We start from the raw sequence: 11,958 nt of genomic DNA, 5'->3' as shown, positions 1-11,958 counted from the left end.
GGCACTCCGTACGACCGACCGATAGCATCCGACGGTGACCGACGACCGACGCTCTCCGACCGCATCCGTACCGGAATCCGACCGCTACCTTGCCAGTGGCGCGCGCGTGGGCATCCGGCCGTTCCGGCGAGCGGACCGGGCGGAGTTCACCGCGCGGGCACGGGAGAGCGTGGCGCTGCACCGGCCATGGCTCTTCCCGCCCGTCGACGAGGCGGGCTACGACGCCTACTACGAGCGGCTGCAGGAGCCGGAGCGCGAGGGCTTCCTCATCTGCGAGCTGGACGGTGGCGGCATCGCGGGCTACCTCACCGTCAACAACATCGTGCACGGCGCCTTCCGCTGCGGTGCGGCAGGGTACGGAGCCTTCGCGCACGCGGCGGGCCGCGGCCTGATGAGCGAGGGCCTGCAGCTCGTGCTGCGGTACGTCTTCGGACGGCTCGGGCTGCACCGCATCGAGGTCAACGTCCAGCCGGAGAACACCGCCTCGATCGCGCTCGCCCGGCGCAACGGCTTCCGGAAGGAAGGGCTCTCGCCCGACTTCCTCTTCGTCGACGGGGCCTGGCGGGACCACGAGCGCTGGGCTATCACCAGCGAGATGCTGCCGCCCGAAGCCCCGTGACCCGCCCATCCGGTCCGCCCCCTCAGCGCCGCTTCCGGTTGACCTTCATCGTGTCCATGTCCGTGGCCGAGGAGCGCAGGCCGCGGTGGCCCAGCCCGGCAGCGCGCAGCGCCTGCTCGGCCTTCTCCTCCGCGAGGGCGGCCGCCATCTCCTCGCCGTCGGCCGCGTCGGAGACGACGGTGTAGCGGTACGTGAACGACGTCAGCGACCGGTCGTACGCGAGCGAACCCTCGGGGGTGAACCGCAGCTGCGCCAGACCGTGGTCGTCGGCCCCGTCCAGCAGCCGGGCCCTGGTCTCCTCGGTCAGCCCGTCCCACGTGCCGCGCACGATCACGCGGTAGGTGTGCTCGGTGGCCATCTCGTCCGTCCTCGCCTTCGTCGTGGCGCAACGCTGCCTCATACGGTGTACGAGGCCAGCATCCATCATCCTCCGGCGCCCTGTCGCGCGAATTCTTTTTGCGCAACCCTGACCGGAGGACGCCCTGTTCAGGGTGGGCGCGAGAGGGTTCCATGGTGATCAGACGGCCGCCACGACCGGGGCGGCCCGCTCCGACTGCGAGGCGCCGTGACCACGAGCGTGCGACGCACGACCCTCACCCTGCCCGCTGCGGCCCTCGGCCCCGACAACCCGCTGCCCGCGCTGGCCGGCCCCCGGGACGTCCACCGCGTCACCGTCCCCGAAGGCGCGGACATGCCCGCCGACATGGCCCGGCAACTGGCGTACCGCCCGCTGGACTCGCTGCTCCCCGTACGCCGCCGCGACGGGTACACCCGGCACCGCACTCCCACCGGCCTCGACGCGCTGGTCATCGAGAACGACCGGCTGCGCGCCACCGTCCTGCCGGGCCTCGGCGGCCACGTCCACTCCCTGCACCACAAGCCCACGGGACGTGAACTCCTCTACCGCAACCCGGTGTTCCAGCCCGCGGACTTCGCCCTCAACGGCGCGTGGTTCTCCGGCGGCATCGAATGGAACATCGGCGCCACCGGCCACACCACGCTCTCCTGCGCGCCCGTGCACGCCGCGCGCGTACCGGCACCGGACGGCGGGGAGATGCTGCGTCTGTGGGAGTGGGAGCGGCTGCGCGACCTCCCCTTCCAGGTCGACCTCTGGCTCCCGGACGGCTCCGACTTCCTGTACGTCGGCGTGCGCGTCCGCAACCCCCACCACCACACCGCACCGGTGTACTGGTGGTCCAACATCGCCGTCCCCGAGGACGCGCGCACCCGCGTCCTCGCCCCCGCCGAAGAAGCGTTCCACTTCGGTTACGAGCGCGCCCTGAGCCGCGTCCCCGTCCCCGAATCCGGCGGCGTCGACCGCACGTACCCGCTGCGCAGTGAGTATCCCGCCGACTACTTCTACGAGATCCCGCCGGGGGAGCGGCGCTGGATCGCCTCGCTCGACGCGGACGGCCACGGCCTCGTCCACACCTCCACCGACACCCTGCGCGGCCGCAAGCTCTTCCTCTGGGGCGCGGGCCGGGCGGGACGGCACTGGCAGGAGTGGCTGACCGAGCCGGGCACTCCCGGGTACGCCGAGATCCAGGCCGGGCTCGCGCGCACCCAGCTGGAGCACGTACCCCTCGAAGCGGGCGCGGAGTTCGCGTGGCTGGAGGCGTACGGGCCGCTGGCGGCCGACCCGCGAGCCGTGCACGGAGCGGACTGGGGCGCGGCCCGTGGTGCGGTGGCGGATCGGCTGGAAGCGGTGCTGCCGCGCGCCGCCGTGGACGCCGCGTACGCCGCCTGGCGCCCGTACGCCGACATCGAGCCGAAGGAGCGGCTCGCCACCGGTTCCGGCTGGGGTGCGCTGGAGGTGGCCCGCGCCGGGTACGACCTGCCGGGCCTGCCGTTCACCGAGGACACGCTGAGCGAGGAGCAGTGGCCGTGGCGGGAGCTGCTGCGCACCGGTGATCTCCCCGACGAGCCGGGCGTACCGGGCCCGTCGCCGGTCGCCCCGGCCTGGCGGGACCTCCTGGAGTCCGCGCGGCCCGGCCCCACCACCGACTTCCACCTCGGGGTTGCCCAGTGGCACGCCGGCGACCGGGCCCAGGCGGTGCGCAGCTGGGAGCGCGCGCTGGCCCGCGGCCGGAGCTGCTGGCCGCTGTACTGCCTGGCGGTCGCGGAAGCCGTCGCGGGTGAGACGGGCCGGGCGGCGCAGCGGTACGCCGAGGCCGTCGCGTGCGCGGGGGAGACGGCCCAGGAGGTGCGGCACACCGTGCTGCCCGCGCTCGCCCGCGAGGCGGTGCCGGTGCTGATCGCGGCGGGCCGGGCCGACGACGCGGCCGCCGTCCTCGCCCGGCTGCGCCCCGAGGACCGCGCACGCGGCCGGTTCCGGCTGCTGACGGCACAGGTCCTGCTGGCGCGGGGGGAGGTGGCCGCCGCCCGTGCCGTCTTCGACGAGGGGTTCGAGGTCGCGGACCTCCGGGAGGGCGACGAGACGCTCAGCGACACCTGGTACGCGATCGCCGAACGGCTCGTGGCGGGCGACGGCCCGGTGACCGGCGCGGTGCGCGCCCGGGCCCGCGCCGGCCACCCGCTCCCGGAACGGTACGAGTACCGGATGCATCCGGCCTGAGAGCTGTTCGGGCGCCGCGCGTCACCCGGACGCGCGGCGAACGGAATGCTCGGGCCACCCTGCTCGTTGTACGGGGCATGAAGGCAATCACCACCGACAGCTATGGCGACCCCGACGTTCTCGCCCTCACCGACCAGCCGGACCCGAAGGTGGCGCCCGACTCGGTCCTGATCCGGGTGAAGGCGGCCGGCGTCAATCCGGTCGACTGGAAGATCCTCGCCGGCTACCTCGACCCGATCATGCACGTGCACTTCCCGCTGATCCCCGGCTGGGACGTCGCGGGCGTCGTCGAGGCGGTCGGGATGGACGCCACCGAGTACCGGGTCGGCGACGAGGTCATGGGCTACGTCCGCAAGGACGAGGTCCAGCACGGGACGTTCGCCGAGCTGGTCGCCGCGCCGGTGCGGACCCTCGCCCGCAAGCCGGCGGCGCTGGACTGGCAGCAGGCGGCGGGCGTGCCGCTTGCCGGGCTCACGGCGTACCAGGCACTGAAGCGGCTGGGCGTGGGCAGCGGCGAGACGGTGCTGGTGCACGCGGCGGCGGGCGGCGTCGGCGCGTTCGCGGTGCAGATCGCCGTGGCGTGGGGCGCCCGCGTCATCGGCACGGCGGGCGAGCACAACCACGACTTCCTGCGCTCGCTGGGCGCCGAGCCGGTGACGTACGGGGAGGGCCTGGCGGAGCGGGTGCGCGCGCTGGCCCCCGAGGGCGTGGACGCGGCGGCGGACTTCGTCGGCGGCGAGGCGGTCGACATCTCCCAGCAGGTGCTCAAGGATCCCAAGAGGGTGGCGTCGGTCGTCGACAACGACGTCGTCGGCAAGGGCGGTCACCTGGTGTGGGTGCGCCCGGACAGCGCCGACCTCACCGCGCTCGCCGACCTCGCCGACGCGGGGCAGCTCACCGTCAACATCGACACGGCGCTGCCGCTGGCGCAGGCGGCCGAGGCGTTCCGCCGCAGTCAGTCGGGCCGGGCCCGCGGCAAGATCGTGCTCGACCTCTCCTGACCGTCCTCAGGTGATCGCCACCCGGTCGACGTACTCGAAGATCGAGCCGTCCGGGTGGCGGGCCACCATGTTCCGGCCGGCGGGGCTGGCGAGCGGACCCGCGATGATCTCCCCGCCCACCGCCTTCAGATCGTCCACGGCCTCGTCCACGTTGGTCACCGCGATCGTCGCGGTGATCTTGCGGAGTACGGACAGCTCCGTCTCGGGGCCGCTCATCAGGAAGAAGCAGCCGACCGCCGCGACGGCCACGCCGCCGCGCTGGAAGCGCTGCGCCTGCGCGCCCGTCAGCCGCTCGTACACGGGGATCGCGGCATCGAGGTCGTTGACGCACACACGCAGTGAGGTTCCCAGAATGTCCATGGGACGAGCCTAGTTGGCGCGGCGGGGCGGCGCGATCATCCGATCGGATCGGCGCACGGACCTTCAGAGAGTCCTCACACGCGGCACAGGATCTCGCCGTGCACCATGGCGAACCAGCCGTCCTCCTTGGTGCCCCACTCGCGCCAGGCGGCGCTGATCGCCTCCAGCTCCGTCTGCGTCGCCTGCCCGCCCTCGGTCGCCCGCCGGGCGTACGTCGAGGCCAGCGTGCGGTCCGCCCACAACCCGCTCCACCAGGCGCGTTCCTCGTCGGTCGCGTAGCACCACGCGCTCGCGGTGCACGTGACGTCCGCCGCCGCGAAGCCGGCCGCCAGCGCCCAGGAGCGCAGCCGGCGCCCGGCGTCCGGGTCGCCGCCGTTGGCGCGGGCCACCCGCCGGTACAGGTCCAGCCACTCGTCCATGCCCGGGACCGCCGGGTGCCAGGTCATCGTGGCGTAGTCACTGTCGCGCACGGCGACGATGCCGCCCGGCTTGGTGACCCGGCGCATCTCGCGCAGTGCCTGTACGGGGTCGCCGACGTGCTGCAGTACCTGGTGGGCGTGGACGACGCAGAAGGTGTCGTCCGGGTAGTCCAGTGCGTGGACGTCGCCGACCGCGAAGTGAACGTTGGTCAGGCCGCGTTCGTCCGCGACCGCACGGGCCTGCTCCAGCACGCCGGGCGCGTGTTCCAGGCCGGTCACCGAGCCGTCCGGGACCAGCGCGGCCAGGTCGGCGGTGATGGTGCCGGGGCCGCAGCCGACGTCCAGGACCTTCATGTGCGGTTTCAGCGAGTCCAGCAGGTAGGCGGCGGAGTTCTCGGCGGTGCGCCAGGTGTGCGAGCGCAGTACGGACTCGTGGTGGCCGTGGGTGTAGACGGCGGACTCCTGAGACATGGCTGCTCCTTCGCATGCTCGATGCGGTCACGGCGCGCGGCCGCGCCGTGATCACACCGTACGCCGCAATCTCGAAGTATGAGAGTCGCGTATCAAAATATGGACCGAGGTTCGGGTCGCCGTGGCCGGTTCACTCGGGGAGCAGGCGGTAGACGACCAGCGCCTCGTTCTCCTTATCGATCGTCAACTCCTCGGCGGCAGGCGACACTTCACCGTCGTACGCGAGGTCGGTACCGGGCGCGAGGCCGCCGATCCGCAGCGTCCGCAGCCGCGCCTCGCTCAGTACGGGGGTGTGCCGCAGCGCACCGGTCACCGCCGCGGTGAGCAGCCGGGTACGGGCCAGCCGGCCACCGTGCACCATCCGCACGTCCAGCACGCCGTCCGCGAGGTCGTGCCTCCGTACCGGCGCCGAACCCAGCCCCCGGTACGCGCAGTTGCCGACGAACAGGGTCCACAGCTCGCGCCGCCGGCCGTTGATCTCCACGGTCACCGGCTCGGCCGTCCGCAGCACCTGCCAGGCCGCCAGCACCCCGGCCGGCCAGGCGCCGATCTTCCCGGCCCACTCCTCCCGGATCCGCACCAGCTCCGGGTAGGCACCGATGGAGAAGGTGTTGAGGAAGTGCGTCGACTCCTGCCCGGCACCCGGCCGGAACCGTGCCAGGTCGACCGCGACGGCCTCGCCCGTCTCCACCGCGCGGGCCGCAGCGGCGATGGTCTCCACGCCCAGGTCGTACGCGAAGTGGTTGTGGGTGCCGCCGGGCAGCACCGCGAGCGGCACCCCGTGCTGCCTGGCGACCGCCGCCGCGGCGTTGATGGTGCCGTCCCCGCCCAGCACGCCGAGCGCGCCGCCGCGCTCGGCGGCCCGCTCGGCCGCCGCCTCCAGCGCCTTGTCCAGCGGCGCCGCGCCCTGGTGGCCGCACTCGGTCACCTCGGCGCGCGGCAGCACGTCGTGGATGACCTGGGCCTGGTCGCTGTGCGAGCCGGTGCGCTGGCCGGAGCCCTGGTTGGTGACGACGAAGAGCCCGTCCCCGTCCGGCAGTGCGGGCGCGTCGGCGCGCGGCCTGGCGGGCGGCGCCAGCAGGGCCCGGGTCGGCGCGAACCCGCGTACCGCGAAGGCCGCGCCCGCACCCAGCGCGGCGCCCGCCACCACGTCGCCCGGGTAGTGGACGCCCGTGTAGACGCGGGAGAAGGCGACCGAGGCGGCGAGGGGCGCCAGCGCCAGCCCCCACCACTTGTTCTCGAACGCCACACCGGTCGCGAAGGCCACGGCGGAGGCGGCGTGCCCGGAGGGGAAGGAGGTGGTGAAGGGCTGCTTGGCGAGCTGCCGTATCACCGGCACCGTGTCCAGCAGCGGCCGCTCCCGGCGCACCGAGCGCTTGGCCAGGGTGTTCACGGTCAGGGACGCCACCGCCAGCGAGGCGACGCCGCGCAGCGCCGCCCGGCGTGTGGGGCGGCCGCCGAACGCCGCCGCTGCCGCCGCCGACCCCAGCCACAGCAGCCCGTGGTCGGCGGCCCGGCTCAGCTTCGGCAGTACCCGGTCCGCGCCGGGCCAGTGCCGGGTGGCGACCCCGTTGAACGTCTTGCGGTCCCAGGTGCTCAGTACAGTGCGCATGAGCCACATGTACCCCAACGGGACCGACGCAGACGACAGGGTCCCGGACGGCTCAGCGCCGGTCCGGCCCGCCCTCCGCGGCCCGGCTGATGTCCGCCGGCGCGGAATCCGGATCCTGCGCCCGGGCCAGGTCCCCGATGCTCACCATGCCCACCGGGGCGCCGTCCCGGACGACCGGCAGCCGTCGCACCGCCTTCCGGCGCAGCAGCGACACCGCGGCCGAAACCGGCTCCTCCGGCCCGACGGTGACCGGTTCCCGAGTGCAGACCGCGAGGCAGGGCACGCCGAGCGGATCCACCCCGTTCGCCACGGCGCGCAGCACGATGTCCCGGTCGGTGACCACGCCGACCAGCTTGCCGTCCTCGGCCACCAGTACGTCGCCGATGTCGTGCGCGCGCATGAGCTGTGCCGCTTCCACCAGCGAGGCGTCGGGGTGGACGGCGGTGACGGCCGGCGTCATGACTTCCCGTACCAACTGTGCCATTGCCTGATCGCCTTCTTCCTCGTCCTGCTCCGACGGCCGGCCTGCTGCGGGGATGCTGGAGGCTGTACCCGGCACGCTCCCCGCCATGCCCGGCGCGTGGTTCGATGAGCGGGTGATCAGACGACGGGGCGCGGCGGACCTTCCCGCGTGCGTGCGGGTGCTGCGCGAAGTGCATCTGGAGAGCGGATATCCGTACGCCTGGCCGGCCGATCCGGCGGGCTGGCTGACCCCGGACGGGCTGACCGGTGCCTGGGTCGCCGAGGACGGCGCCGGGCGCGTGGCGGGGCACGTCGCGCTGTGCGGGCGCGAGGTCGGCCGGCTGTACGTGTCCCCGGCGGCCCGCGGCCGGGGACTCGGCGGCCGGCTGCTGCGCGCGGTGACGGACGCGGCGACGGCCGCCGGGCTGCGGCCCGTACTGGCCGTCAACGCCACCGACACCGCGGCGATCGCGCTCTACGAGCGGCACGGCTGGCGGCCCGCCGGCACCGAACAGCAGGACTGGGGCGGCCCGGCACCGGTCACCGTCCGGTTCTACGAAGCACCCGCGCCTCCGCTCCGGACGGACGGCTGACCCGGCTCGGCCCGGCGAAGGAGGCCGCGCGGGGCGGTTTTTCGTACTGGTCGGCGGGTGTGGGATGCCTGCGGTGGGTTACCCCGGAGGCAAGTGCTGCCGGTCGAGGGCGTGCTGGATCGCACGCACGGCGCGCAGGGCGAACTGTGTTTCGCCAAAGGTGTTTACGGGTCTGGGGGCCGGGCACGCGACTAACCGTGCTTCGGACCGGAGGCACGCCCGTGGAAGTCACATGACTCCTGTGTCGGGCGCGCCTGACCGGTCGTGCTTCCGCGGGTTCGACGGACTCTGAAGTCGACGGATCAGGGAGCCCAGACCATGCCCGTGACACCCCAGGCCGAAGAAGCGCGTACCCCCATAGAACCCATCCCCGAGCAGCGCAGCACCCGCCGGCGGAGCGAACAGGCGCCGAGCAGGCCGCCCGGCAAGCCGGGCCGCCGCACGAAGCAGCGCCGCGTCTCCGCGAACAAGCCCCCGCCCGCACCCCGGCAGCGGGGCCGCCACTCCCATCACGACGCTCCCGACACCGCGGAGGACTTCCGGCGGCTGGTCGCGCTGCCGGACGGCCCCGAGCGTGACGAGCTGCGGCAGCGCGTGGTCTGCGCCTGGCTCCCGATGTCCGAACGGCTCGCGCTGCGGTTCCGCAACCGCGGTGAGGCCGCCGAGGACCTCCAGCAGGTCGCGGCGCTCGGCCTGGTGAAGGCCGTGGACCGGTACGACCCCGACCGCGGCTGCGCGTTCGAGAGCTTCGCCGTGCCGACGATCGTGGGCGAGGTCAAGCGCCACTTCCGCGACCACATGTGGGGGCTGCACGTACCCCGCCGGGTGCAGGAGCTGCGCAACCGCGTCCGTGCCGCGCGGCAGGAGCTGACCCGCAGCGTGGACGACCGCGGGCCCACCCCCGAGGAGATCGCCGAGCACACCGGCATGTCCCTGGAGGAGGTGCTGCTCGGCAGCCAGGCACTGGACAGCTTCACCACGCTGTCCCTGGACGCGGAGCTGCCCGGTGCCGACGACGGCTACTCGCTGGCGGACACGCTCGGCTCGTCCGAGTCCGGCTTCGACCTCGTGCTGGCCCGTGAGGCGGTCAAGCCGAAGCTGCGCAAACTGCCCGAGCGCGAGCGGGAGATCCTCTACATGCGGTTCTTCTGCGACATGACGCAGAGCCGGATCGCCGACCGGCTGGGCATCTCCCAGATGCACGTCTCGCGCATCATCAGCCGCACCTGCCGGCGCCTCGCCGACCAGGTCGGCGCCCGTCAGGGTGAGTACGCGGCGTCCTGACCGCAGGGCCGGGCCCGGTGCTCAGGGCCGGCTGTCGCGCAGTGCCAGCCCGAGGTGGCGCGACAGCCGGTCGACGGCACCGGCCTCGGCGAGACTGAACGCGCGCCGGGTCCCCGTACGGAAGAGCGTGAGCACACCCCGTACGGGGCCGTCCGGCTCGCGAAGCGGCACGCACAGCAACGACGTGACGGCGGCGCGCGCCAGCAGCGGTGCGCCCGCCGCGTCGTGCCCGAAGGCCGCCAGGTCGTCCGGCCGTACCTGGACGGCCGAGCTGCCGGTACGGGCGGTGTCCTCGGCGAGCGGGCAGCCGGCCGGGTCCTGTCCGGCCAGGGCCGCCGCGAGGTCGTCCCTGTCCTCGGGGCCGAGCACCAGCGAACGGCGCAGCGCGCCGGGCGCGTGCCCGTCCCGTGCGGCATCGGCCCCGGGGGCCTCCTGGTCCAGGACCACCCAGTCGGCGAACCGCCCGTGCAGCTCCCGCAGGGCCCGCTCCACCGCGGCCGGCGGCCGCTCGCCGTCCGGCGCCGCGCCCTCCGGCGGTCCGGACAGCAGTGCCGTGGTCGTGTCGTCCAGCAGGTCCATCAGCTCCGCGCCCTGCGTGACCTCGGCGAGGTGCGCGCGGGAGAGCGGGCGGGGCGGGTCGGGCACTCGGCGGGCCGACGGCGCGGCGCGCTGCGCGGGCGGCGCCGGAGTGCTCCCGCGCTGCCGTGCCGCGCGGTTCTCCCGCTGTTCGTCCTCGTGCTCCGTGCCGTTGACCGACGGCTGGTCGTACGCGGGCAGGGCGCCGCCGGTGTGGAAGACGGTGAGGACGGCGTTGCCCGGCTCCTGCGGCGGGCGCAGCGCCGTCATCGTCGCCCGCAGCGGCTCCCCGGGTCCGTCCGGCGTACGGAGCAGCCGGACGACCATGCTGCGGTCGCCCTCGTTGCGGGCCACCGCGGCGACCTGGGACCGGAAGGCGGCCCGCACCTCGGGGGCCAGCGAGCCGGTGAGCGGGCGCCCGGTGGCGTACCCCGCGCGCATCCCGAAGAGGATCGTGCCCGCGAAGTTCAGCCGCCGTACGACCGTGTCCGGGTCGAGCAACGCGACGACGCACGGCGTCCGCTGGAACAGCGCGCGCAGCAGCTGCTGCTCCTCCGTCCCCGCCCGGGAGTGGTTGTTCCGCTCGGCCCCCGCCAGCCCTTCGTACCGCGGCAGCAGCACGTCGACGACGTGCTGCAGCTCGAAGAGCGCAGCGTCCAGCGTCGGCTGCTGTTCCTGCGACGGGAGCGTGCGCGCGTTCCGCAGTTCTTCCACCCGCTTGCGGAAGTCGGCGAGCTCTCCGCCGGCTGACTGTTCTACCCCGGCCATGCCCACACCGTATCCGGACCGGCCGGTACCGGCCCCGCCCGTAACCCATCACGTCCGGAAGACCCCCCTGCCGTTCGGCGAAGCAGCAGGTCGTGGGCGTGCGGCGAGTCATGGAGAAAGGGCTGCGCCGGGCCGGAACCCGCCCCGGTGCGGTGCATGAGAGAGGCGCCTGGGGCCCTTGGGCCGGAGCCCGGTGAACGGCGTTCGAACGACGGGATACCGGCGTTTTCCGTGCCCGCGTGCCGGGCATCCGAGTCCCTACGGGCAGGGCCCCCGACATATGCGGGGACAGCCGCGGCGATCCGCCGTGACGCCCGCCCGACGCACCGACCGAGGGAATGACTGGAAATGGTGACCCACACCCTCTGCCCGGTGGACGAACCCGGCGACTCCCAGGGCTCGTCCGCCCGGAGCCTCGCGAACCTCGCAGACGTGGCCGCGCGATGCACCCCGGCCAGCTGCGGCGCCACGGCCACCGTCACGACCGGCGAAGTGGCCGACGATCCGCCCGCCGCCGTCACCCACCCCGACCTGTCCACTCTGGTCAGCGTCCAGTGGGAGACCGGCGAAGGGCCCATCCGGGCCGCCCTCGCCTCCGGACACCCCGTCACCTCCGACGATCTGCTGCACGAGGACCGCTGGCCCGCGTACCGCACCGAGGCGCTGGAGGCCGGGGTGCGCTCCAGCACCACGCTGCCGTACCTCCGCGACGGACTGGCGGTCACCGTCACCGTCTACGGCTTCCGGCCCGGCCTCTCCGTCGAGCCCGGCGACTGCGCGGCAGCGGCGCTCGGCGATCTCGCCGCCACCGGGCTGGCCCGCGACCGCAACTACCGCCGGGCGCTGGCCGAGGTCGGCCGGCTGGACGCGGCGCTGCGCTCCCGCCCGGTCATCGACCAGGCCTGCGGCATCATGATGTACGTGCTGGGCTGCGACGCGGACGACGCGTTCGACATGCTGCGCCGGCTCTCCCAGCGGACCAACCGCAAGCTGCACGACCTCGCCGTCGCCGTCGTCCGGACCCGCGGCCGCGGCCTGGAGCGGGAGCTGCGCGTGCTGCGCGAGGGGAACGGCCGGCGCTGACGGCGGCCCGAGGCCCGGGCGGTGACGTGTCCTCCCGCCCGGCACCTCCCCGATCTGCGAGGGTGGTGGGGGGGGGGGGGGGGGGGGGGGGGGGGGGGGGCGGGCCGGGGCGGGGGGGGGGGGGGGGGGGGGGCG

The 11,958-nt window shown here is 74.2% G+C and carries 12 protein-coding genes; 6 read left to right on the top strand and 6 right to left on the bottom strand.

The features are described from left to right. The first annotated feature begins 34 nt into the window (after window positions 1-34). Complete coding sequence (locus ACIGQF_RS23145) at window positions 35-619, top strand: GNAT family N-acetyltransferase (RefSeq protein WP_399713257.1); 585 nt, start codon at window positions 35-37, stop codon at window positions 617-619. A gap of 22 nt (window positions 620-641) precedes the next feature. Here the strand turns inward: ACIGQF_RS23145 and ACIGQF_RS23140 are convergent, their stop codons facing one another. Continuing rightward, complete coding sequence (locus ACIGQF_RS23140) at window positions 642-977, bottom strand: DUF6204 family protein (protein ID WP_399713255.1); 336 nt, start codon at window positions 975-977, stop codon at window positions 642-644. A 207-nt stretch (window positions 978-1,184) separates the two neighbouring features. Here ACIGQF_RS23140 and ACIGQF_RS23135 point away from each other — a divergent pair, with 207 nt between their 5' ends. After that, window positions 1,185-3,194, top strand: coding sequence for a DUF5107 domain-containing protein (locus tag ACIGQF_RS23135; RefSeq protein WP_399713252.1), 2,010 nt, complete (start codon window positions 1,185-1,187; stop codon window positions 3,192-3,194). 77 nt (window positions 3,195-3,271) lie between these two features. After that, window positions 3,272-4,195, top strand: coding sequence for an NADP-dependent oxidoreductase (locus ACIGQF_RS23130; RefSeq protein WP_399713249.1), 924 nt, complete (start codon window positions 3,272-3,274; stop codon window positions 4,193-4,195). A gap of 6 nt (window positions 4,196-4,201) precedes the next feature. Here ACIGQF_RS23130 and ACIGQF_RS23125 read toward each other — a convergent pair whose 3' ends face one another. The 4 genes from ACIGQF_RS23125 to ACIGQF_RS23110 form a co-directional block, all read right to left on the bottom strand. Then, window positions 4,202-4,555, bottom strand: a complete 354-nt coding sequence (locus ACIGQF_RS23125) for a VOC family protein (RefSeq protein WP_399713246.1) — start codon at window positions 4,553-4,555, stop codon at window positions 4,202-4,204. A gap of 74 nt (window positions 4,556-4,629) precedes the next feature. Then, a complete protein-coding gene (locus tag ACIGQF_RS23120; protein WP_399713243.1) occupies window positions 4,630-5,445 on the bottom strand; it encodes a class I SAM-dependent methyltransferase in 816 nt (271 codons plus the stop codon). A gap of 130 nt (window positions 5,446-5,575) precedes the next feature. Then, a complete protein-coding gene (locus ACIGQF_RS23115; RefSeq protein ID WP_399713241.1) occupies window positions 5,576-7,057 on the bottom strand; it encodes a bifunctional phosphatase PAP2/diacylglycerol kinase family protein in 1,482 nt (493 codons plus the stop codon). A gap of 52 nt (window positions 7,058-7,109) precedes the next feature. Then, window positions 7,110-7,541, bottom strand: a complete 432-nt coding sequence (locus ACIGQF_RS23110; RefSeq protein WP_399713238.1) for a CBS domain-containing protein — start codon at window positions 7,539-7,541, stop codon at window positions 7,110-7,112. Between the two features lie 52 nt (window positions 7,542-7,593). Here ACIGQF_RS23110 and ACIGQF_RS23105 point away from each other — a divergent pair, with 52 nt between their 5' ends. Both ACIGQF_RS23105 and ACIGQF_RS23100 read left to right on the top strand, forming a co-directional pair. Continuing rightward, window positions 7,594-8,112, top strand: coding sequence for a GNAT family N-acetyltransferase (locus ACIGQF_RS23105; protein WP_399713235.1), 519 nt, complete (start codon window positions 7,594-7,596; stop codon window positions 8,110-8,112). A gap of 318 nt (window positions 8,113-8,430) precedes the next feature. Beyond that, complete coding sequence (locus ACIGQF_RS23100; protein WP_399713232.1) at window positions 8,431-9,396, top strand: SigB/SigF/SigG family RNA polymerase sigma factor; 966 nt, start codon at window positions 8,431-8,433, stop codon at window positions 9,394-9,396. 21 nt (window positions 9,397-9,417) lie between these two features. On the opposite strand, the gene ACIGQF_RS23095 is transcribed toward ACIGQF_RS23100, so the two are convergent. After that, window positions 9,418-10,740: a PAS domain-containing protein gene (locus ACIGQF_RS23095; protein ID WP_399713228.1), complete on the bottom strand. Its 1,323-nt coding sequence runs from the start codon at window positions 10,738-10,740 to the stop codon at window positions 9,418-9,420. 348 nt (window positions 10,741-11,088) lie between these two features. On the opposite strand from ACIGQF_RS23095, the gene ACIGQF_RS23090 reads away from it, so the two are divergent. Beyond that, entirely contained in the window at window positions 11,089-11,823 is a 735-nt protein-coding gene (locus ACIGQF_RS23090; protein ID WP_399713225.1) for an ANTAR domain-containing protein, read from the top strand. The last annotated feature ends 135 nt before the right edge of the window (window positions 11,824-11,958 follow it).

The organism is Streptomyces sp. NPDC053560, assembly GCF_044544605.1.
Classification (GTDB): Bacteria; Actinomycetota; Actinomycetes; order Streptomycetales; family Streptomycetaceae; genus Streptomyces.
Note: the sequence above shows the minus strand (reverse complement) of the source record. Positions and strands in the feature narration are given on the sequence as shown.

What these genes read in the sequence shown, in the direction of transcription:
- ACIGQF_RS23140 (WP_399713255.1), bottom strand. Translation starts at nt 977, where the DNA reads ATGGCCACCGAGCACACCTACCGCGTGATCGTGCGCGGCACGTGGGAC.
- ACIGQF_RS23130 (WP_399713249.1), top strand. Translation starts at nt 3,272, where the DNA reads ATGAAGGCAATCACCACCGACAGCTATGGCGACCCCGACGTTCTCGCC.
- ACIGQF_RS23125 (WP_399713246.1), bottom strand. Translation starts at nt 4,555, where the DNA reads ATGGACATTCTGGGAACCTCACTGCGTGTGTGCGTCAACGACCTCGAT.
- ACIGQF_RS23120 (WP_399713243.1), bottom strand. Translation starts at nt 5,445, where the DNA reads ATGTCTCAGGAGTCCGCCGTCTACACCCACGGCCACCACGAGTCCGTA.
- ACIGQF_RS23115 (WP_399713241.1), bottom strand. Translation starts at nt 7,057, where the DNA reads ATGCGCACTGTACTGAGCACCTGGGACCGCAAGACGTTCAACGGGGTC.
- ACIGQF_RS23110 (WP_399713238.1), bottom strand. Translation starts at nt 7,541, where the DNA reads ATGGCACAGTTGGTACGGGAAGTCATGACGCCGGCCGTCACCGCCGTC.
- ACIGQF_RS23105 (WP_399713235.1), top strand. Translation starts at nt 7,594, where the DNA reads ATGCTGGAGGCTGTACCCGGCACGCTCCCCGCCATGCCCGGCGCGTGG.
- ACIGQF_RS23100 (WP_399713232.1), top strand. Translation starts at nt 8,431, where the DNA reads ATGCCCGTGACACCCCAGGCCGAAGAAGCGCGTACCCCCATAGAACCC.
- ACIGQF_RS23095 (WP_399713228.1), bottom strand. Translation starts at nt 10,740, where the DNA reads ATGGCCGGGGTAGAACAGTCAGCCGGCGGAGAGCTCGCCGACTTCCGC.
- ACIGQF_RS23090 (WP_399713225.1), top strand. Translation starts at nt 11,089, where the DNA reads ATGGTGACCCACACCCTCTGCCCGGTGGACGAACCCGGCGACTCCCAG.